Consider the following 19,783-nt stretch of genomic DNA (forward strand, 5'->3'; position numbering starts at 1 on the left):
CTGAAATAAGGCCAGAAGGGAATTCAACGGCATCAAAACAGAACGGGCCCCATCCCGATGAGGGATGGCCCGGTGAGGGATATCATGAAGAACTCCGCCATTTCCGAACGCAAGAACCAGTCGATCTCGCGCGGCGTCGGCATGACCACGCAGATCTACGCCGACCGGGCCGAGAACTCGGAGATCTGGGATGTCGAGGGCCGCCGCTATATCGACTTCTCCTCGGGCATCGCCGTCGTCAACACCGGCCACCGCCATCCCAGGGTAATCGAGGCGGTCAAGGCGCAGCTCGACCGCTTCACCCACACCTGCCACCAGGTCGTGCCTTATGAGAGCTATGTGCGGCTGGCCGAACGGCTGAACGCCATGCTGCCCGGCAAGTTCGAGAAGAAGACCATCTTCGTCACCACCGGCGCCGAGGCGGTGGAGAACGCCATCAAGATCGCTCGCAACGCCACCGGCCGCCAGGCCGTCATCGCCTTCGGCGGCGGCTTCCATGGCCGCACCTTCATGGGCATGGCGCTGACCGGCAAGGTCGTGCCCTACAAGGTTGGCTTCGGAGCCATGCCGGGCGACGTCTACCACGTGCCGTTCCCCGTGCAACTGCATGGTGTCTCGGTCGCCGATTCGCTTGCCGCGCTCGACAAGCTGTTCAAGGCGGATGTCGATCCGGCCCGCGTCGCCGCGATCATCATCGAGCCGGTTCAGGGCGAGGGCGGCTTCTACGACGCGCCGCGTGAACTGCTGACGGCGCTGCGCAAGCTCTGCGACCAGCACGGCATGCTGTTGATCGCCGACGAAGTGCAGACCGGCTTTGCCCGCACCGGCAAGATGTTCGCCATGGACCATCACGAGGTAGCCGCCGACATCACCACCATGGCCAAGAGCCTGGCTGGCGGCTTCCCGCTGTCGGCCGTCACTGGCCGCGCCGAGATCATGGACGCGCCCAGCCCTGGTGGACTGGGCGGCACCTATGGCGGCAGCCCGATCGGCGTCGCCGCCGCGCACGCCGTGCTCGATGTGATCGAGGACGAAAAGCTCTGCGATCGCGCCAACACGCTGGGTGCGCGGTTGAAGCAGCGTCTGCAGTCGATCCGTGACGACGTGCCCGAGATTGTCGACATCAGGGGTTTGGGCTTCATGAACGCGGTGGAGTTCAACGACGTCAAGAAGGGCCTGCCGTCGGCCGAGATCGCCAACGCGATCCGCCTGAAAGCGCTCGACAAGGGCCTGATCCTGCTGACCTGCGGCGTCTACGGCAACGTCATCCGCTTCCTGGCGCCGATCACCGTCCAGGACGAGGTCATGAACGAAGCGCTCGACATTCTGGAAAGCTCGATCCGCGAGGTCTGCGCCGCCTGAACGGCGCTTACCTTCTCCCTGTCACAACACGGGGAGAAGGTGCCGGCAGGCGGATGAGGGGCGGCGCGGACGTCTGAATTGACTCCTGTCGCCAATACCGCCTCGTCTCGGCCAGCAGATTGTGCCTATTTGACCTGCGCTCGTTTTCGCAGTGCTTCGAAATAGCCATCATCAACCGAGGGACCCGGTTCGGATGACGCGCCCTCAAGGAGCAGATGCAGAAGCCGTTGACGGTCTTGATCGCGGCGGATCAACTCACCGAAATATTCGCTCGTCACGGGCTGGCTCCATGTTCTGGAATGTCGCCAGTGCCGCCTTCAGCCCGTCCGGGCCTGCGGCCACCATCTGCGGCGTTGGCGAAAAACCGGCACTGAGCATCTTGCGGCCAAGCATGTGGTCGCCGGGGCGGTTGACGGATTCGATGCCGAGCAGCCGGTCACCGGCATAGTGGTAGATCGAGAATTTGTTGTCGCGCAGGTCGCCGAGCACGACATGGCTGTCGCCGCCGGCGGTCAGGCCAACCATTTGCAGCTTCATGTCGCCAATATCGGACCAGAACCATGGCACCGCCGAGTAGGCGTCGGTGTGACCGGTAATTGTCCGGGCGGCAAGCCGCGCCTGGTCGGTCGCGTTCTGCACCGATTCCAGCCTGACATCGCCGCCGGTGAACCAGTGCCGGTACGAGGCGGCGTCGCCGATGGCCAGAATCTCCGGCGCCGAACTGCGCATCTGATGATCGACGCGAATGCCGTTGCCGACAGCAAGGCCCGCGGCTTGCGCCAGTTCGACATTCGGCACGGCGCCGATGCCGACCACGACCATGCGCGCCGGCAGCCTTTCGCCAGACGAGGTGATCGCGGCCGTGACCTTGCCGTCTTCGCCTTCGAGCCTTGAGATCGAGGTTCCGGTCAGGATGCGCACGCCGGTCGCTTCCAGCCTTTGCCGGACATGGCTCGCCACCACCGGCGCCACGGCGCGGCCGAGCAGCCGGTCGACTGCTTCGACAACCGTCACGGTGCGACCGGCCGCCCGCAGCGTCGCGGCGATTTCCAGCCCGATAAAGCCGCCGCCGAGGATGACGATATCTTCGCTCTCAGCGCTCAGCTCCCGGATCAGCCGCGCGTCGGCCAGCGAGCGCAGCGACACCACGCCCGACAGATCGGAGCCTGGCAGCGGCAGGGCGCGCGGGCGCGATCCGGTCGCCAGGATCAGATTGTCGAAGGCAAGCGCGCCGCCGCCGGCAATGTCGAGACCGTGGCGGCCGGCATCGATGCGCTCGATCCGGATCCCAGGCCGGTAGTCGATGGCGCTGCCGGTGTAGAAGGCCTCGCCCCGAAGCGGTTGAGGCTTGGCTTCGGCATCCTTGATGAAGGTCTTCGAGAGCGGCGGCTTGTGGTAGGGCAGTTCGTTCTCGTCGCCGACCAGGATCACCGGCCCATCATAGCCATCCTCGCGCAGACTGGCGGCCGCCTGCACGCCCGCATGACCCGCACCGACAATTACCACGCCGTTCTTCATCGCATTCCGATCCCGATCGATCCTAGGACGTCTCGCCAAGTGGCAATTGTCTGACGCCGCCGCAAGGGAGGGTTTGCGGGTCGCACCCGGGACGGCGACTGTCAATCGTACAGTTCGGCCGCAAAGCCGATGCAGCGGGCGCGTAAAGTTGACCATCGTAGTTTAGAATAATTCTAAACTATTGTTTCAATTGGCTTTTCCAGTAATTTTCATTGACTTCCATCGCACTCGAAGCTTTAAGGAAGCCGCGCATTGGCGCATCCCTTTGATGTCTGGGCCTTGAACCCGTTCGATTGGAGGCATTTTGGTGTCTTTTTTCCCTGAGCCGCGCGATCGCGCGGCATGTCTTGCGCCCAACGGCATGAATGTGGCCTGGCGCGGGTTGGCGCGTGCGCCGCTTAGAAAATTTCCGAGGAACTGGAGAGCGATAATGACAGCACGATATGGCGGCAGGCTGGCGGCGATCGGCGCCACGGCGCTGCTGACGGCAGCGGTGTTCGTGCTGCCTGCCAAGGCGGAAACCGATGCCAAGGCGGTCATCAAGACCTATGCCGACATCGGGCTTGCCAAATATGAGGATTCGCTGACCACGGCGCAGGCGCTCGACAAGGCGGTCGACGCGCTGCTTGCCAACCCGTCGGCGGAAACGCTCAATGCCGCCCGCGACGCCTGGAAGGCATCGCGCGTGCCCTACCAGCAGACCGAGGTCTACCGCTTCGGCAACAAGATCGTCGATGACTGGGAAGGTGAGGTGAATTCCTGGCCGCTGGACGAAGGCCTGATCGACTATGTCGCCAAGAGCTACGGCACCGAGTCGGACGCGAATTCGCTCTATACGGCCAATGTGATCGCCAACAAGGAGATCGAGATCAACGGCAAGCAGGTCGATGCCTCGAAGCTTTCGCCGGAATTCCTCTCCGGCACGCTGCAGCAGGCCGGCGGCGTCGAGGCCAACGTCGCCACCGGCTATCACGCCATCGAATTCCTGCTCTGGGGCCAGGACCTGCACGGCACCGGTCCGGGCGCCGGCCAGCGTCCCTATACGGATTACGACCTGAAGAACTGCACCGGAGGCAATTGCGACCGTCGCGCAGAGTACCTGAAGTCGGCGACTGGCCTTCTGGTCTCGGACCTCCAGAAGATGGTCAACGACTGGAAGGAAGACGGCGCGGCGCGCAAGAACCTTGTCGATGGCGAGCCGAACACCGCCATCTCGGTGATCTTCACCGGCATGGGCTCGCTCTCCTACGGCGAGCTGGCAGGCGAACGCATGAAGCTTGGCCTGTTGCTGCACGATCCGGAAGAGGAGCATGACTGCTTCTCCGACAACACCTACAACTCTCATCTCTATGATGCCGTCGGCATCCGCGCCGCCTATCTCGCCAGCTACACGCGCCTGGACGGCACCGTCGTTTCGGGTTCCTCGGTGCACGACATGGTGAAAGCGGCCGATCCGGCAATCGACAAGGAGCTGTCCGACAAGCTCGATGTCACCGTCGCCAAGATGGAAGCGATCAAGGCGCGAGCCGAGGCCGGCGAGGCCTACGACCAGCAGATCGCCGAGGGCAATACCGCGGGCAATGCCACCGTTCAGGCGGCAATCGACGCATTGATCGACCAGACCAAGTCGATCGAACGCGCCGTTGGCGTGCTGAAGCTCAATGCCATCGCCTTCGAAGGCTCCGACAGCCTCGACGCACCCGACAAGGTGTTCAAGTAAGCCTGCCATCCGCAGCCAAACGGCGCCGCACGGGCGCCGTCAGCCAGAGCGACGAAATGCTGATCTGCCATTGCAACATCATCACCGAGAAGGAGATCGAGCAGACGATCATCGGCCTGCTGGATCAGGATCCCTGGCAGCTCATCGTGCCGGCAAAGGTCTATCACGCCATGCACAAACGTGGCCGCTGTTGCGGCTGCTTCCCAAATGTGGTCGAAACGATCATTCGGGTCACCGAGAACTACCACGCCCGCTCGCAGGCGAGCGGCGTGGACATCGTTTCACATCTGGATCGCGTCAGGGGCCTGCGCGTCCAATACGGGAGCAGAGCCCATGAAAGGCGAACCACAGATCATCGAGCGGCTTAACGAGGCTCTTTTTCTGGAGCTCGGCGCCGTCAACCAGTATTGGGTGCATTTCCGTCTGCTCGAGGATTGGGGATACGCCAAGCTGGCCAAGAAGGAGCGGGCGGAATCGATCGAGGAGATGCACCACGCCGACAAGCTGGTCGCCCGCATCATCTTCCTTGAAGGCCACCCCAACCTGCAGTCCCTGGCGCCGCTGCGCATCGGCCAGAACGTCAAGGAAGTACTCGAATCCGACCTTGCCGGTGAGTATGACGCGCGCACTGCTTACAAGCGCTCGCGCGAAATCTGCGAGGAAGCGGGCGACTACGTGACGATGAAACTGTTCGAGGAACTGCTGACCGATGAGGAAAGCCATATCGACTTCCTCGAGACGCAGCTCGACCTGCTGGCCTCGATCGGCGAGGAAAAATACGGCCAGCTCAACGCCGCATCGGCGGACGAGGCGGACTAAGGATATGCGGGAATGCGGCGCCTCTTAGACTTCCCGCGCCGCTTGCGGCGGGCAAAAGCCCCGCTGCCCCTCCGGAAAACACCAGCCATATCGGCTGGTCGGCGCGGCATCATTTTCATGCTGGCGCTGACATCCTCCGCCATCGCCGGCGACCTTCAACCCGCCGGCCTCGCCACTTCGCGCACCGACCTCAATGCCAAGGATCAGGCGCGCGTCACCGCCGTCAGCAGGCCGACCACGGATTTCTCCAAACCCGAGCCCTTCGAACTGATGCAAGGTGGCGCCGGCACCTCGCTGAAGGACGTCAGCCGTGATTCCTTCTCGCAATCGTCAGTCAACCTCACCTTCGAGGAAGAAGGCACCTTCAAGCTCGGCAACGCGCTTTTCCGCAAGAATTGGGTCTCGTCGCCATCCTCGACGCAGGCCTCGGACGGACTCGGGCCCCTGTTCAACGAACGGGCCTGCCAGAACTGCCATCTGAAGGATGGCCGTGGCCGGCCGCCACAAGGCGATGCCGGCACCACCTCGATGTTCCTGCGGCTGGCGCGCGACGCAAGCAGCGCGGAAGAGAAGGCGGCGCTTGCCGACCACAGGCTGCTCAATCTCCCGGACCCGGTCTATGGCACGCAGTTGCAGGAACTGGCCGTCCCTGGCCTCAAGGGCGAGGGCAGCATGCGTGTCGACTATCAGGAACGTAAGGTGGAGCTGACGGACGGCACCGTCATTTCCCTGCGCAAACCCACCTACGCGGTCGACAATCTTGGTTATGGGCCACTCGATCCGCGCACCACGCTGTCGCCGCGCCTGACGCCGCCCATGATCGGCCTTGGCCTGATCGAACAGATCGCGCCGGCGGACATTCTGGCCCATACCGATCCGGACGACAGGGACGGCGATGGTATCTCCGGCAAGCCGAACATCGTGCGGGATGGCCTGGACGGTGAACTGACGCTTGGCCGCTTCGGCTGGAAGGCGCAGGCCGCGTCGATCCGCCGGCAGGCCGCGGACGCCTTTGCCGGCGACATCGGCATCTCGACACCCGAGGAGCCGAAACACTGGGGGGATTGCACCGCCGCGCAGGAGAAATGCCTCGCCATGCCCAACGGCGTGCAGGCGCGCCTCGGCCCGGCCGAGGCGCCGGCGCCGGTGATGGATCTCGCCACCTTCTATTCGCGGAACCTGGCGGTGCCGGCGCGGCGCGATCTTGCCTCGCCCGATGTGCTCGCCGGCAAGAAGGTCTTTTACGAAATCGGCTGCGTTGCCTGCCACACGCCGAAATTCGTCACCCGCCGCGATGCGCCCGACAGGGCGCAGGCGTTCCAGCTGATCTGGCCTTATTCCGATTTCCTGCTGCACGACATGGGGCCGGACCTTGCCGACGGCCAGGCCGTGGGCGAGGCGACAGGCAGTGAGTGGCGCACCCCGCCGCTATGGGGGATCGGCCTCACCGAAACGGTCAACGGCAATTCCTTCTATCTGCACGACGGCCGTGCGCGGTCTTTGGTCGAGGCTATCCTGTGGCATGGTGGCGAGGCGCAAAAGGCGCGCGACCGCTTTGCCGCCGCAAACGCCACCGAGCGCGATGCGCTGGTCAAATTCCTGGAGTCACTGTGATGCTGAAGCGTTTCGCGCTGGTTTTCGTTCTTCCGCTGGTTCTACTGGCCGCATTGCCCGCATCGGCCGCGGTCAAAGCCTCGGACGTCGTCCAGCGCGCGATCGACGGTTTTGTCCGCCCGGCCTATGCCGATCTGCACCAGCAAACGGAAGCCCTCGCCAAGGCGATGCACAAGCTCTGCGAGGCGCCCTCGCAAGGGGAGCTTGATGCGGCGCGCGCGGCGTTCTCGGCTACCGTCTATGCCTGGTCATCGGCCGAGATCATCGGTTTCGGGCCGATCAAGGAGAACAACAGGGCGGAGCGCATGCTGTTCTGGCCGGACCGCAAGAGCATCGGTCTGAAACAGGTGCAGGCGGCGCTGTCGGGCAAGGATCCCACCGCCACCGATCCTGCGCAGCTTGCCGACAAGAGCGTTGCCATGCAGGGGCTCGGCGCGCTGGAATTCGTGCTTTACGGCGACGGCGCCGATGCCTTGACGGGCAAGGACGAACCCTATCGCTGCGCTTATGGCGCGTCCGTTGCCGGCAACATCGAAACCATCGCCGCCGATGTCAGCGCGGCCTGGAGCAAACCGGACGGCTTCGCGGCACTCTGGGCCAATCCGGGGCCACGGAATGCGCTCTATCGCGATGGCAACGAAGCGGTCACCGAACTGGTCGGCGTCTTCATCAACGAGCTGGAAATGGTCCGGGATGTCCGCCTCAAAGGCTTTCTGGGCGCTACGCCCGACGCCGACAAGCCAAAACAGGCGATCTACTGGCGTTCGCAAAACACCGCCAATGCGCTGGCTGGAAATCTGGCCGGCATCGATGCGCTTTTCCAGGTGTCGAAGCTTGGCGACGCGCTGCCGCCGGATGCGCGTTGGATGGCGGAATCGATCCACATCCAGCTGGTCAACGGCGTTGCGGCTGCCAAGGCCGTCCAAGGCCCGATCGACAGGGCGCTCGCCGATCCGGCGCTGCGCGAAAAACTCGAGCATCTCGTCCTGATCACCTCCAGCCTGTCGACCCTGATCGGCACCAGGCTGACCGCCGAATTCGGCCTGACAGCCGGCTTCTCGTCGCTGGATGGGGACTGAGCATGAAGAGATTGCTCATCGATCGCCGCGATTTCCTCAGGGCCGCCGGCATCGGCTTTGCCGCCGCGGTGACGCCCTCAGCCTGGGCAACCACGCTTGCTGCGGATGCCGTCTTTGCCACCGCCTTCGTCAAGCGCGATGGCAGTTTTGGCGCCGCCGTCCTGTCCGAGGCCGGCAAGGTGCTGCATGCGATCGACCTGCCCGATCGCGGCCACGACGTCACCTTCGATCCCGTATCGAGGCGTTCGGTGGTTTTCGCCCGCCAGCCCGGCACCTTCGCCGTCGTGTTCGATCACTCCGGGCGCGACGCTCCGCTGACCATCGCCAGCATCGCCGGCCGGCATTTCTTCGGCCATGGCGTGTTCTCGCCCGACGGCGCGTTGCTCTACGCCACCGAGAACGATTTCGACAACGCGGCCGGCGTGGTCGGCGTCTATGACGCGCGGGCGAAATTCAATCGCATCGGCGAATTCCCCACCTACGGCATGGGTCCGCACGAACTTCTGCTGTTAGGCGACGGCAGGACGATCGCGGTCGCCAATGGCGGCATCGAGACCCATCCTGACTTTGGCCGCGCCGAGCTCAACATCGCCACCATGAAACCGTCCTATGTGCTGGTCGACCGCGTCACCGGGGATCTCATCGAAAAACATGAATTGCCGGCCGCACTGCACCAGCTGTCGATCCGCCACATGGATGCAGACCGGTCCGGCACCGTCTGGTTCGGTTGCCAGTACCGGGGGCCGGGCACCGATCGTCCGTTGCTGGTCGGCCGCGCCGCGCGTGGCAAGGATCTGGCTTTGCTCGACATGCCGCAGACTTTGCTATCCGGCTTCCGCAACTATATCGGCTCGGTCGCCGCCAATCCTGTTGCCGGTACCGTTGCCGTATCCTCGCCGGAGGGCAATTCGCTGGTCGTCATCGATGCGGGCAGCGGCGGGGTCGTCTCCTCCAATACGCTGGTCGAGGTCTGCGGCGTGGCCCCTGACGGGGCCGGGTTCATGGCCACAACGGGCGCCGGCGAGATCATCGAGGACAGTGGTGCCACGCGGTCGGAACCGGACTATGTCTGGGACAATCACATGCTGCGCATAGAGCAGGCGGCATAAGCTCTTCTGCCAGCCCAAACCGAAGCCGCTTAACAAATTGTGCACTATACCCTTGCGGTTGCGCGCTGTGGCGGGCACAGGGAATTGTTTCTAGGAACCGGTCGTTTCATGAAGGTACTCGCCATCGACTGTGCCGCCAGCCTCTGCGCCGCCTGCGTCTACGACGCGGCGGGCGGGCAGGAACTCGGCCGTTCGGTGCTTGATCTGGGCAAAGGCCATGCCGAGCACCTGATGGCCGTCATTGCAGGGGCGTTGAGGGCCGGCGCGACCGACTACGCCGGCCTTGGCGCCATCGCCGTCTCGGTCGGCCCCGGTTCCTTCACCGGCCTGCGTGTCGGCGTGTCGACCGCGCGCGGCCTGGCGCTGGCGCTCAAGGTGCCGGCAATCGGGGTAACGACGCTCGAGGCGCTGGCCGCCGAGGCGGCAACCGCATTTCGAGGCCGTGCCGTGGTGGCGGCGCTCGATGCCGGACGGGAGGAAATCCATGCCGCTCTCTACGATGAAATGTCAGTTTTGACTTACGGTCCGGCCGTGGCCACGCTTGCGAATGCGGCGGCCATGGCATCGGAACGTTCCGCGGTGCTTGCCGGCACGGCCGCGACGCTGATCGCTGAAGCGGCCGGCCGACCCTTCGACATCGGGCCTCGGACGGCCACCGCCGACATTCTCACCTACGCCCGGCTTGCTGCCGCGAAGGGGCAGGGCGAAAGGCCCAAACCGCTTTATCTGCGCGGTGCCGATGCCAAGCCACAGGCCGGGTTTATACTTTCGAGGCAAAGACCATGATCCCGAAAAGTGGAAGCCGGTTTTCGCGGACAAACGGCCCCGTTTGTCCAGAGATCATGGTCAGACGAGAAAACGAGAGTTAATGCGCATACCTTTTCTCCAATCGCGTCGCCGGGACTACGCGCTCGAGCCGCTCAGGATCACCGACAGCCCCGCTATATCGGTGCTGCACCGCGAGGATTTTGTCCGCCCATGGACCGACGGTGAGTTCGCCGCCTTGCTCGAACAGGACACCGTGTTCGGTTATGCCGCCCGCGAAACCGGGCAGGGCGCCAAGCCGCCTGTTGGCTTCGTCCTCGCCCGGCTGGCCGCTGGCGAAGGCGAAATCCTGACCGTCGCGGTGGCGCGGTCGCATCGCCGCCAGGGATTGGGCTGGCAGTTGATGGACGCCGTGCTGCGCGAACTGCATTCGCAACGCGCCGAGGCCCTGTTCCTCGAGGTCGACGAGACCAATGCCGCCGCGATCGCCCTCTATCGTCGGCTGGGTTTTCGGGAAGTCGGCAAGCGCCCGGATTACTACAAGTCGCCCGATCGCCGGCCGACAGGCGCGCTTGTCATGCGCCGCGATCTTCGCTAGCGAGGGATCGGGTAGGGCCAGGACAGATGATCGGAAAAATCAGGATTTTCCTGGCGCTGGGCCTCGTCGTCGCCGGGTCGCTGGTTTTCGTGCCGCTGCAGATACTGTCGATGAAAACCGGCTGGTGGCCGGAAACCGTCGTCCTCAAGATCTGGCACAGGCTGATCATCCGGGCGCTCGGCATGCGTATCCACGTCAAGGGTACGCTCTCCGACAAGCGGCCCTTGCTGGTTGCCTCCAACCACATCTCCTGGACCGACATCATGGTGCTGGGCTCTTTTGCCGATGTGAAATTCATCGCCCGGGCCGACATGGAAGGCTGGCCGCTGATCGGCATGCTGTCGAAGCTGCAGCGCACCGTCTTCATCGAGCGTGAGCGCAAGCGCTCCTCGGGCGATCAGGCCAGCGAGATCGCCAGCCGCATGGCCAAGGGCGACGCCATGGTGCTGTTCGCGGAGGGGTCGACCGGTGACGGCAATATCGTCCTGCCTTTCAAGAGCACGCTGTTCGGCGCGGCCTCGATGGCGATCTCGGAAGGTGCCGCGCAGGAAGTGTTCATCCAGCCGGTGGCGATCGTCTACACGCGCCTGCACGGCGTGCCGCTTGGCCGCCGCCACCGCCCGATCGCGGCCTGGATCGGCGACGAGGACCTGATGCCGCATCTCAAGGTGCTGATGGCCGAGGGCGCGCTCGACGTCGAGGTGCATTTCGGCGAACCGATCGCCTTTGCCAAGGGCTCCAACCGCAAGGAAACGGCCAAATTGATGGAAGGCCGGGTGCGCGAGATGATGCAGGCGGCGCTCGCCGATCCGCTCCCGAGCCGTTAGCCGCCGGCAGGCGCCAGCCTGCGCATGCCGAGAATCGTCTGTTTTTTGTCACGGAAAGGCGTTAGAAGCCGCCGGATGGACTTGAACACGATTGAAAGCGACGACATCGGCACTGCGGCCGGACAGCCGGCGGTGCGCGCCACGGCAGCAAAGAAGGTCTTCATCAAGACCTATGGCTGCCAGATGAACGTCTATGATTCTCAGCGCATGACCGACGCGCTGGCCGCCGACGGCTATACCGCGACCGATGCCATCGGCGAAGCCGATCTGGTGTTGCTCAACACCTGCCACATCAGGGAGAAAGCCGCCGAAAAGGTCTATTCCGAACTCGGCCGCATCCGCGACATGAAGGCCGAGCGCGCCGGTGCCGGCCTCGAGATGCTGATCGGCGTCGCCGGCTGCGTGGCACAGGCCGAGGGCGCCGAGATCATCCGCCGGTCGCCGGCCGTCGACCTGGTCATCGGTCCGCAGACTTATCACCGTCTGCCCGATGTGCTGGCGCGGGTGCGCGGCGGCGAGAAGATCGTCGAGACCGAATACGCCATCGAGGACAAGTTCGAACATCTGCCGCAGCCCAAGCGCGCCGAGTTGATCAAGCGCGGCGTCACCGCCTTCCTCACCGTCCAGGAAGGCTGCGACAAGTTCTGCACCTTCTGCGTCGTGCCCTATACGAGAGGCTCGGAAGTGTCACGGCCGGTGGCGCAGATCGTTGCCGAGGCCGAGCGCCTGGCCGAGGCCGGGGTGCGCGAGGTGACGCTGCTCGGCCAGAACGTCAACGCCTGGCATGGCGCGGGCGATAATGGCGCGGAATGGGGTCTCGGCCGCCTGCTGTTCCGGCTGGCCGAAATCCCCGGCCTGGCGCGGTTGCGCTACACCACCAGCCATCCGCGCGACATGGACAACGAATTGATCGCGGCGCACCGCGACCTGCCGTCGCTGATGCCCTATCTGCATCTGCCGGTGCAATCGGGCTCAAACCGCATTCTGAAGGCGATGAACCGCAGGCATACTGCCAAGGATTATCTGGCGCTGCTCGACCGCATCCGCGCCGCGCGCCCCGATATCGCGCTGTCGGGCGACTTCATCGTCGGTTTCCCCGGCGAGACGGAGGCCGATTTCGAGGCGACCATGGAACTGGTGCGCCAGGTGGGCTACGCCTCGGCCTTCTCGTTCAAATATTCGCCGCGTCCCGGCACGCCGGGGGCCGACATGCCTGACCACGTGCCGGAAACGGTCAAGGACGAGCGCTTGCAGCGCCTGCAGGCATTGCTGCTGAAACAACAGCAGGATTTCGGCTCGAGCCTGGTCGGCAGCACCATCGATACGCTGATCGAGAAGCCCGGCCGTCAGGCCGGCCAGAAGGTCGGCCGCTCGCCTTGGCTGCAGCCGGTTATTGTTGATGAAAAGGCCGGCGAAATCGGTGACATTATCAAGGTGCGAATCACGAAGACGGGCTACAACAGCCTGTTCGCCGAATTGGCCTGATGGTCTCGGCAGATGAGGAGAGACGGTTGAGCGCAGCGGAGCTGAAGAATCTGCCCCCGGTACCGGCATCCGGGGCTTCTGACATGGCGCACATCGTTCTGACTTTCGACAACAACAAGCTTGCCAGCGCCCTTTACGGCCAGTTCGACGAAAACCTCGCCCGGCTCGAGCAGAAGCTCGGCGTCGATATCCGTTCGCGCGGCAACCAGCTGACCATCAAAGGATCGGCGTCCGCCGCCGAACAGGCGCGCCGTGCCTTGGACAATCTCTACGGCATCCTGCAGAAAGGCGTCGATATCGGCCAGTCCGATGTCGACGGTGCCGTTCGCATGGCTATCGCCGCCGACGACCAGCTCACACTGCCGACACTGGAGCGCAAGGGCAAGGTTTCCGCCGCCCAGATCGCCACCCGCAAGAAGACGATCTATGCCCGTTCGCTCAACCAGGACGCCTATATGCGGGCGCTGGAGCGTTCGGAGCTGGTGTTCGGCATCGGTCCGGCCGGCACCGGCAAGACCTACCTGGCGGTGGCGCATGCGGCGATGCTGCTCGAGCGTGGCATGGTCGAGCGCATCATCCTGTCGCGGCCGGCAGTCGAAGCCGGCGAACGGCTGGGCTTCCTGCCGGGCGATATGAAGGAGAAGGTCGATCCGTATCTGCGCCCCCTCTACGACGCGCTCTACGACATGATGCCGGCCGACAAGGTCGAGCGCGCCATTGCGGCCGAAGTGATCGAGATCGCGCCGCTAGCCTTCATGCGCGGCCGCACGCTGGCGCATGCCGCGGTGATCCTCGACGAGGCGCAGAACACCACGCCGATGCAGATGAAGATGTTTCTCACCCGTCTCGGCGAGAATTCGCGCATGATCGTCACCGGCGATCCGACCCAGATCGATCTTCCTCCGAGCACCAAATCGGGCCTGGTCGAGGCTTTGCGTGTCCTTGACGGTGTTGCAGGCGCGGTAACCGTGCGCTTCAACGATGTCGACGTCGTTCGCCATCCGCTGGTGGCTGAAATCGTCAGGGCCTATGACCGGGACGCCAAGCTGGCGCGCGGCCTTGGCGCCGAGAATTGATGTGACGATGCAGCCTCATGCCTGAGGACAACACATCCGGCGGCGGGAGCCTTCCGGTTCCCGTCGAGATCGATATATCGATTGAAGCGGGCGGCTGGCCCGATGAAGCAAGCCTGACGCGGCTGGTCGATCGCGCGGTTGATGCCGCCTTTGCCGAGACCGGTGTGACGGGTCATTCCGAACTCAGCATTGTTTTTTCCGACGATGCCCATATCCGTACCTTGAATGCGGACTGGCGCGGCAAGGACAAGCCCACCAACGTCTTGTCTTTCCCGGCTTTTCCGCATGTGAATGGTGGCCCACTGCCGCCGATGCTCGGCGACATCGTGCTTGCCGCCGAAACCGTGGCGCGCGAAGCGGCACTGGAAGACAAGCCGCTGGAGAACCATATCTGCCATCTCGTCATCCATGGCCTGCTGCACCTCATGGGCCATGATCACGAGACCGACGCCGAGGCCGAGGAGATGGAAGCCATCGAGCGCGCCGCGCTTGCAAGGCTTGCCATTCCCGATCCCTACGCGTAACTAAAAAAGACCAATTGACCGGACGACGATGAACGACAAACCAGAGACTGCCGCCCGCCCCGACGCCGGCAGTGCGACCAAGGCTTCCGATACGTCGGAAGAGGGATCAAGTCCGAGTACCATTGCTGGCAGCGCTGTCGTCGAGCCGTCGCCTGCCGGTCCCTCCCTGTTCAACCGCGTGCTGGGCCTGTTCCGGCAACGCAACGGCACCAGCCTGCGCGAGGAGATCGCCGGCGCGCTCGCCGAGACGACGAGCGATGTCGAATCCTTCTCGCCTGGCGAGCGCGCCATGCTCAACAACATCCTGCGCCTGCGCGAAGTGCGCGTCGAGGACGTCATGGTTCCGCGCGCCGATATCGAGGCGGTCGAGATCGCCACGACGCTTGGTGACTTGCTTGGCATGTTCGAACAATCCGGCCATTCCCGCATGCCGGTCTATTCCGAGACGCTCGACGACCCGCGCGGCATGGTCCATATCCGAGACGTGCTGGCCCATATCACCAAGCTGGCGCGCGTCAGGAAGGGCCGCACGAGCCGCAAAACGCCCGTCGCCACGGTTCTTGATCTTGCCCAGGTCGACCTCGCGCGCACCATCGGCGAGCTCAATCTGATCCGCCAGGTCCTGTTCGTGCCGCCGTCGATGCTTGCTTCCGACTTGATGGGCCGCATGCAGACGACGCGCACGCAAATGGCCCTGGTCATCGATGAATATGGTGGCACGGACGGCCTCGTCTCGCTCGAGGACATCGTCGAGATGGTGGTCGGCGACATCGAGGACGAGCACGACGACGATGAGCCGATGATCACCCAGACCGGCGACGGCGTGTTCATCGTCGACGGCAAGGCCGAGATCGACGAGGTCGCCAAGATGATCGGCGAGGATTTCGCCGCGGGGGAACATGGCGAATATGTCGACACCATTGGCGGCATGATCTTCAACACGCTCGGCCGCGTGCCGGCGCGTGGCGAGGTGGTGCAGGCCATCCCTGGCTTCGAGTTCCATGTGCTCGATGCCGATCCGCGCCGCGTCAAGCGCGTGCGCATCGTGCAGAGCCAGAAGGGCGAGCGCCGCCGGCGCGCCACGGCGCGCACCGAACAGGCCTGAAAAGCTGCCGCGCAATGACAATCGAGGATCCGTTCAAGCATCCGGTCCTCGGTTCTGGCGTGTTCTACCGCGACCCGCGTGCGGCGCTGGATTGGCTCGAAGCGGCCTTCGGCTTCGAGCCCAGCATGGTGGTCCGCGATACCGGCGGGAAACTGATCCATGCCGAGATGCGGTTCGGGGATGGTTGTATCATCGTCGATTCTGAATGGGCCGATCATGTCGCGAGCCCCGCATCGGTCGGTGGCAAGAACACGCAGTCGGTCTATATCAGGCTGAAAGACGGCCTCGATGCGCATTGCGAGCAGGCCCGCGCGGCCGGTGCCGCCATAATCCAGGAACCGGCGGACCAGTTCTACGGCGAACGCCAGTATCGGGCGCGCGATCCCGAAGGCCATGTCTGGACGTTCACGCAGCCAATCCGTTCTGTTTCCCGTGAGGAGGCCGAGCGCCTGGGTGGCTTGCGCATCGAGGGTTGGCACCGGTAGAGCCATGGTCGGTCATGCGGCCGGCGTTTGGAGTGCAGGCCGCGGCCTGATAAATCTTGGCTCCTGATTCGCGCGACTCGGAAGTATTCATGGTGCGCCTTGCCGGCCGGATAATTCTGCTCTGGGGCTGGCGCCGCGCGCTCGTGGCCTTTCTCGCCGGAGCGCTGGCGGTGCTGGGCCAGGCGCCTTACGATTTCTTCGCCGCCTGTTTCATTTCGTTTCCGGTGCTGGTCTGGCTGCTCGACGGCGCGACCGGCGAAGCCTCCGGCAGCCTGGTCCGGCGCCTGCGGCCGGCTTTCGCCGTCGGCTGGTGGTTTGGCTTCGGTTATTTCCTCGCCGGCCTTTGGTGGATCGGCTCGGCGCTGCTGGTCGAGGCCGACGATTTTGCCTGGGCGCTTCCCTTCGCCGTGGTCGGCATTCCTTTCGCGCTCGCATTTTTCTATGGCTTCGCAACGATGGTCGCCCGCCTCCTGTGGAGCAGCGATATCGGCCGTATCGCTGCCCTTGCCTTCGGTTTTGCGCTGGCGGAGTGGCTGCGCGGCTTCCTGTTCACCGGATTTCCCTGGAATGCCATCGGCTACGCGGCGATGCCGGTCCCCCTTTTGATGCAAAGCGTCTCGGTGACCGGCATGATCGGCATGAACGCGCTCGCGGTTTTCCTTTTCGCACTGCCGGCGCTGCTGGCGGCGCGCCGGCATCTTCGGCTGGGCGCCGCCCTGTTTGTCCTGCTCGTCGCCGCCCATGCCGGCTTTGGCTATGTCAGGATCGCGGCCCCCGAAAAGCCGGCGGCGCGCAGTCTCGATGTCCGTATCGTCCAGCCGGCCGTCGACCTGTCGGAAAAGTGGGATGCCTCGGTGCGTGACCGCATCTTCGCCACCTTGCTGGGCCTGTCTTCCAAGGCGCCGGATCCAGGTCACGAAAGACCGCAACTGATTCTCTGGCCGGAAACCTCGGTGCCGTTCCTTTTCACCGAGCGCCCCGATGCCTTGACGGCGCTGGGCGACATGCTGGGCGACGGCCAGATGCTGATCGCTGGCGTCGTGCGCGAAGAGGGCGGCTCGGCGGCAAGCCCCGACAGCCGCTACTACAACTCCGTCGTGGCGATCAACGACAAGGGCGAGATCGCCGATGCCGTGGACAAGGTTCATCTGGTGCCGTTCGGCGAGTACCTGCCTTTTGCCGACCTGCTCGGCCGTTTCGGCATCGAACAGCTCGTCGCTGGGCCGATGACGTTCACGGCTGGCAACGAGCGTCATCCCATCACGCTGCCGGGTGGCATTCGTGCCCTGCCATTTATCTGTTATGAGGTGATCTTTCCCGATCTGGTGGCAGTTGACGCAACGTCAGCGCAGCTTATTGTGAACGTTACCAATGATGCATGGTTCGGCGACACGCCGGGACCGTATCAGCATTTCAGGCAGGCCCAGATTCGCGCGGTGGAGAACGGATTGCCCCTGTTGCGTGCTGCCAACAACGGCATCTCGGCCGTTGTCGACCCCCGTGGCCGCGTCGTCGATGCGCTGGCCATCGACGCGCGCGGGGCCATCGATGTGAAGGTTCCTGTTTCCGAACAGACGGTGATTTCGTCCCGTCAGCGGCGCATTAACGGAACGCTGATCATGTTGCTGTTTGCGCTGGGAGGGGTGCTGTTGAACGTAAGGCAAAGGCTACGGGTGAATTGACAGTTGGCACATTAGAAACTCATACTGTACCGCCTGAAAATTTCTCGAAGCCGGTGGATCGTTCTGTTGGGGCAGTCGCCTCCGGTTTTCTTTGGGCAGGAAAAAAATCACAAAGCCGAAAAAATTCGGCGAGGAAAAAATGACAGAAGAAAACAAGAAGAAACCGAATCCCATCGACATCCACGTTGGAAGCCGGGTCCGGCTTCGCCGCAATATGCTCGGAATGAGCCAGGAAAAGCTGGGCGAGAATCTCGGCATCACGTTTCAACAAATCCAGAAATATGAAAAGGGCACCAATCGCGTCGGCGCCAGCCGTCTGCAGGCGATAGCCTCCATACTCGGCGTGCCCGTCGCCTTCTTTTTCGAGGATGCGCCGGGCCAGGAGCTGACGGCCAACCGTGGTTTTGCCGAGGATAGCTCGATGGCTTTCGCCGTCGAATTCTGCGGCAGTCCCGAAGGGCTTCAGCTCAACCGGGCCTTTGTCAAGATCGCCGACGTCAAGGTGCGCCGCAGGATCATAGACCTGGTGAAATCGCTCGCCGAGGACGATCTCGACTGATCCGCGATGCGCTTCGCACCGGCGGCGTGCGCCGCCGGTGGCACAAGATATCGTCTCCGACATTCAGGCCAGACCGGCGGCAACGCTTGACGAGCAGCGCTTTGCCCCGCTAACACGTGGCGCGCCAAAATCGGCAGCCTGCCGATCGTTTTTCAAGAGGGGACACCCGTGACGCGGCAGAACTACTTCTTTACCTCGGAATCCGTTGCCGAGGGCCATCCCGACAAAGTCTGTGACCGGATCTCCGACGAAATTGTCGATCTGGTCTATCGTGAAGCCAAGAAGACCGGCATGGACCCGTGGAAAGTCCGTGTGGCCTGCGAGACGCTGGCGACCACCAACCGCGTCGTCATCGCCGGCGAGGTGCGCGTCCCCGAGACGCTCTTGAAGAAGGACAAGGCCGGCAACATCCTCAAGGATGCCGCGGGCCACCCGATCGTCAATCCGGCGAAGTTCAAATCCGTCGCCCGCAAGGCGATCCGCGAGATCGGCTACGAGCAGGCCGGCTTCCACTGGAAGACGGCCAAGATCGAGGTCCTGCTGCATGGCCAGTCGCCCGACATCGGCCAGGGCGTGGACAACGCGGCCGACCGTCAGGGCGAGGAAGGTGCCGGCGACCAGGGCATCATGTTCGGCTATGCCTGCCGCGAGACGCCTGACCTGATGCCGGCGCCGATCTACTACAGCCACAAGATCCTCGAACTCCTGGCCGCCGCCCGTCACGAGAACAATGGCGAGGCCGGCAAGCTTGGCCCCGATGCCAAGAGCCAGGTCACCGTTCGCTATGTCGACGGCAAGGCCGCGGAGGCGACGCAGATCGTGCTGTCGACCCAGCATCTCGATTCGAGCTGGGATTCCAAGAAGGTCCGCAAGGTCGTGGAACCCTATATCCGCGAGGCATTGGGCGACCTCAAGATCGCTGACGACTGCATGTGGTACATCAACCCGACCGGCAAGTTCGTCATCGGCGGTCCGGACGGCGATGCCGGCCTGACGGGCCGCAAGATCATCGTCGACACCTATGGCGGCGCGGCCCCGCATGGCGGCGGCGCCTTCTCCGGCAAGGACACCACCAAGGTCGACCGGTCGGCCGCCTATGCGGCGCGCTACCTGGCCAAGAACGTCGTGGCGGCGAAGCTTGCCGACCGCTGCACCATCCAGCTGTCCTACGCCATCGGCGTCGCGCAGCCGCTGTCGGTCTATGTCGACCTGCACGGCACCGGCAAGGTCGACGAGGCCAAACTCGAGGATGCCCTGCGCACCGTGATGGACCTGTCGCCTTCCGGCATTCGCCGTCATCTCGATCTCAACAAGCCGATCTACGCCAAGACGTCGTCTTACGGCCATTTTGGCCGCAAGGCTGGCCGTGACGGGTCTTTCTCCTGGGAAAAGACCGATCTGGCCAAGGCGCTCAAGGATGCTGTCGCGGCCTGAGGGCGGCGGCAGGACTTGCGCC

19 protein-coding genes are annotated in these 19,783 nt (G+C 63.9%); 18 read left to right on the forward strand and 1 reads right to left on the reverse strand.

What is annotated here, in order from left to right:
* The first annotated feature begins 84 nt into the window (after nt 1–84).
* Complete coding sequence (locus tag EN824_RS27270; protein ID WP_135862116.1) at nt 85–1,362, forward strand: 4-aminobutyrate--2-oxoglutarate transaminase; 1,278 nt, start codon at nt 85–87, stop codon at nt 1,360–1,362.
* A gap of 255 nt (nt 1,363–1,617) precedes the next feature.
* Here the strand turns inward: EN824_RS27270 and EN824_RS27280 are convergent, their stop codons facing one another.
* Nucleotides 1,618–2,880, reverse strand: coding sequence for an FAD-dependent oxidoreductase (locus tag EN824_RS27280; protein ID WP_135932899.1), 1,263 nt, complete (start codon nt 2,878–2,880; stop codon nt 1,618–1,620).
* Between the two features lie 430 nt (nt 2,881–3,310).
* Here EN824_RS27280 and EN824_RS27285 point away from each other — a divergent pair, with 430 nt between their 5' ends.
* The 17 genes from EN824_RS27285 (at nt 3,311) to metK (ending at nt 19,761) form a co-directional block, all read left to right on the forward strand.
* On the forward strand, nt 3,311–4,600 hold the full coding sequence (locus tag EN824_RS27285; RefSeq protein WP_135932900.1) for an imelysin family protein: 1,290 nt from the start codon (nt 3,311–3,313) through the stop codon (nt 4,598–4,600).
* Between the two features lie 56 nt (nt 4,601–4,656).
* On the forward strand, nt 4,657–4,968 hold the full coding sequence (locus tag EN824_RS27290) for a (2Fe-2S)-binding protein (protein ID WP_127279217.1): 312 nt from the start codon (nt 4,657–4,659) through the stop codon (nt 4,966–4,968).
* Nucleotides 4,934–5,419 (forward strand): bacterioferritin, encoded by a 486-nt coding sequence (gene bfr, locus EN824_RS27295; RefSeq protein ID WP_127870732.1) that lies wholly within the window; start codon nt 4,934–4,936, stop codon nt 5,417–5,419. The genes EN824_RS27290 and bfr overlap by 35 nt, the downstream gene beginning before the upstream one ends.
* Before the next feature lie 12 nt (nt 5,420–5,431).
* Entirely contained in the window at nt 5,432–7,033 is a 1,602-nt protein-coding gene (locus tag EN824_RS27300) for a di-heme oxidoredictase family protein (protein WP_135932901.1), read from the forward strand.
* Complete coding sequence (locus EN824_RS27305) at nt 7,033–8,112, forward strand: imelysin family protein (protein ID WP_135932902.1); 1,080 nt, start codon at nt 7,033–7,035, stop codon at nt 8,110–8,112. Before EN824_RS27300 ends, EN824_RS27305 begins: the two co-directional genes overlap by 1 nt.
* 2 nt (nt 8,113–8,114) lie before the next feature.
* The gene (locus EN824_RS27310) at nt 8,115–9,221 is read left to right on the forward strand and encodes a DUF1513 domain-containing protein (protein ID WP_135921063.1); all 1,107 of its coding nucleotides are present in this window, start codon (nt 8,115–8,117) and stop codon (nt 9,219–9,221) included.
* Between the two features lie 108 nt (nt 9,222–9,329).
* The gene (gene tsaB / locus EN824_RS27315) at nt 9,330–10,007 is read left to right on the forward strand and encodes a tRNA (adenosine(37)-N6)-threonylcarbamoyltransferase complex dimerization subunit type 1 TsaB (RefSeq protein ID WP_135932903.1); all 678 of its coding nucleotides are present in this window, start codon (nt 9,330–9,332) and stop codon (nt 10,005–10,007) included.
* Nucleotides 10,008–10,089: 82 nt separating this feature from the next.
* Nucleotides 10,090–10,584 carry a ribosomal protein S18-alanine N-acetyltransferase gene (gene rimI, locus EN824_RS27320; RefSeq protein WP_127280630.1) on the forward strand — a complete coding sequence of 165 codons (495 nt, stop codon included), beginning with the start codon at nt 10,090–10,092 and terminating at the stop codon, nt 10,582–10,584.
* Nucleotides 10,585–10,610: 26 nt separating this feature from the next.
* Nucleotides 10,611–11,411 (forward strand): 1-acyl-sn-glycerol-3-phosphate acyltransferase, encoded by an 801-nt coding sequence (locus EN824_RS27325; RefSeq protein WP_135932904.1) that lies wholly within the window; start codon nt 10,611–10,613, stop codon nt 11,409–11,411.
* A 75-nt stretch (nt 11,412–11,486) separates the two neighbouring features.
* Nucleotides 11,487–12,896, forward strand: coding sequence for a tRNA (N6-isopentenyl adenosine(37)-C2)-methylthiotransferase MiaB (gene miaB / locus EN824_RS27330; RefSeq protein ID WP_127870738.1), 1,410 nt, complete (start codon nt 11,487–11,489; stop codon nt 12,894–12,896).
* Between the two features lie 83 nt (nt 12,897–12,979).
* On the forward strand, nt 12,980–13,972 hold the full coding sequence (locus EN824_RS27335; RefSeq protein WP_224536181.1) for a PhoH family protein: 993 nt from the start codon (nt 12,980–12,982) through the stop codon (nt 13,970–13,972).
* Nucleotides 13,973–13,989: 17 nt separating this feature from the next.
* The gene (gene ybeY, locus EN824_RS27340; protein ID WP_127870739.1) at nt 13,990–14,496 is read left to right on the forward strand and encodes an rRNA maturation RNase YbeY; all 507 of its coding nucleotides are present in this window, start codon (nt 13,990–13,992) and stop codon (nt 14,494–14,496) included.
* Between the two features lie 28 nt (nt 14,497–14,524).
* Complete coding sequence (locus tag EN824_RS27345) at nt 14,525–15,601, forward strand: hemolysin family protein (RefSeq protein ID WP_127870740.1); 1,077 nt, start codon at nt 14,525–14,527, stop codon at nt 15,599–15,601.
* A gap of 14 nt (nt 15,602–15,615) precedes the next feature.
* A complete protein-coding gene (locus EN824_RS27350) occupies nt 15,616–16,086 on the forward strand; it encodes a VOC family protein (RefSeq protein WP_127279027.1) in 471 nt (156 codons plus the stop codon).
* Between the two features lie 89 nt (nt 16,087–16,175).
* A complete protein-coding gene (lnt, locus tag EN824_RS27355; RefSeq protein WP_127279028.1) occupies nt 16,176–17,768 on the forward strand; it encodes an apolipoprotein N-acyltransferase in 1,593 nt (530 codons plus the stop codon).
* A gap of 139 nt (nt 17,769–17,907) precedes the next feature.
* Entirely contained in the window at nt 17,908–18,327 is a 420-nt protein-coding gene (locus tag EN824_RS27360; protein WP_127279029.1) for a helix-turn-helix transcriptional regulator, read from the forward strand.
* A gap of 168 nt (nt 18,328–18,495) precedes the next feature.
* The gene (gene metK, locus EN824_RS27365) at nt 18,496–19,761 is read left to right on the forward strand and encodes a methionine adenosyltransferase (protein WP_127279030.1); all 1,266 of its coding nucleotides are present in this window, start codon (nt 18,496–18,498) and stop codon (nt 19,759–19,761) included.
* Nucleotides 19,762–19,783: the final 22 nt, after the last annotated feature.

Source organism: Mesorhizobium sp. M8A.F.Ca.ET.181.01.1.1, assembly GCF_004792025.1.
GTDB lineage: Bacteria > Pseudomonadota > Alphaproteobacteria > Rhizobiales > Rhizobiaceae > Mesorhizobium.

Excerpts from the sequence above, each read along its gene's own strand:
- EN824_RS27270 (WP_135862116.1), top strand. The coding sequence starts at position 85 with ATGAAGAACTCCGCCATTTCCGAACGCAAGAACCAGTCGATCTCGCGC.
- EN824_RS27280 (WP_135932899.1), bottom strand. The coding sequence starts at position 2,880 with ATGAAGAACGGCGTGGTAATTGTCGGTGCGGGTCATGCGGGCGTGCAG.
- EN824_RS27285 (WP_135932900.1), top strand. The coding sequence starts at position 3,311 with ATGACAGCACGATATGGCGGCAGGCTGGCGGCGATCGGCGCCACGGCG.
- EN824_RS27290 (WP_127279217.1), top strand. The coding sequence starts at position 4,657 with ATGCTGATCTGCCATTGCAACATCATCACCGAGAAGGAGATCGAGCAG.
- bfr (WP_127870732.1), top strand. The coding sequence starts at position 4,934 with ATGAAAGGCGAACCACAGATCATCGAGCGGCTTAACGAGGCTCTTTTT.
- EN824_RS27300 (WP_135932901.1), top strand. The coding sequence starts at position 5,432 with ATGCGGCGCCTCTTAGACTTCCCGCGCCGCTTGCGGCGGGCAAAAGCC.
- EN824_RS27305 (WP_135932902.1), top strand. The coding sequence starts at position 7,033 with ATGCTGAAGCGTTTCGCGCTGGTTTTCGTTCTTCCGCTGGTTCTACTG.
- EN824_RS27310 (WP_135921063.1), top strand. The coding sequence starts at position 8,115 with ATGAAGAGATTGCTCATCGATCGCCGCGATTTCCTCAGGGCCGCCGGC.
- tsaB (WP_135932903.1), top strand. The coding sequence starts at position 9,330 with ATGAAGGTACTCGCCATCGACTGTGCCGCCAGCCTCTGCGCCGCCTGC.
- rimI (WP_127280630.1), top strand. The coding sequence starts at position 10,090 with ATGCGCATACCTTTTCTCCAATCGCGTCGCCGGGACTACGCGCTCGAG.
- EN824_RS27325 (WP_135932904.1), top strand. The coding sequence starts at position 10,611 with ATGATCGGAAAAATCAGGATTTTCCTGGCGCTGGGCCTCGTCGTCGCC.
- miaB (WP_127870738.1), top strand. The coding sequence starts at position 11,487 with ATGGACTTGAACACGATTGAAAGCGACGACATCGGCACTGCGGCCGGA.
- EN824_RS27335 (WP_224536181.1), top strand. The coding sequence starts at position 12,980 with ATGGCGCACATCGTTCTGACTTTCGACAACAACAAGCTTGCCAGCGCC.
- ybeY (WP_127870739.1), top strand. The coding sequence starts at position 13,990 with ATGCCTGAGGACAACACATCCGGCGGCGGGAGCCTTCCGGTTCCCGTC.
- EN824_RS27345 (WP_127870740.1), top strand. The coding sequence starts at position 14,525 with ATGAACGACAAACCAGAGACTGCCGCCCGCCCCGACGCCGGCAGTGCG.
- EN824_RS27350 (WP_127279027.1), top strand. The coding sequence starts at position 15,616 with ATGACAATCGAGGATCCGTTCAAGCATCCGGTCCTCGGTTCTGGCGTG.
- lnt (WP_127279028.1), top strand. The coding sequence starts at position 16,176 with ATGGTGCGCCTTGCCGGCCGGATAATTCTGCTCTGGGGCTGGCGCCGC.
- EN824_RS27360 (WP_127279029.1), top strand. The coding sequence starts at position 17,908 with ATGACAGAAGAAAACAAGAAGAAACCGAATCCCATCGACATCCACGTT.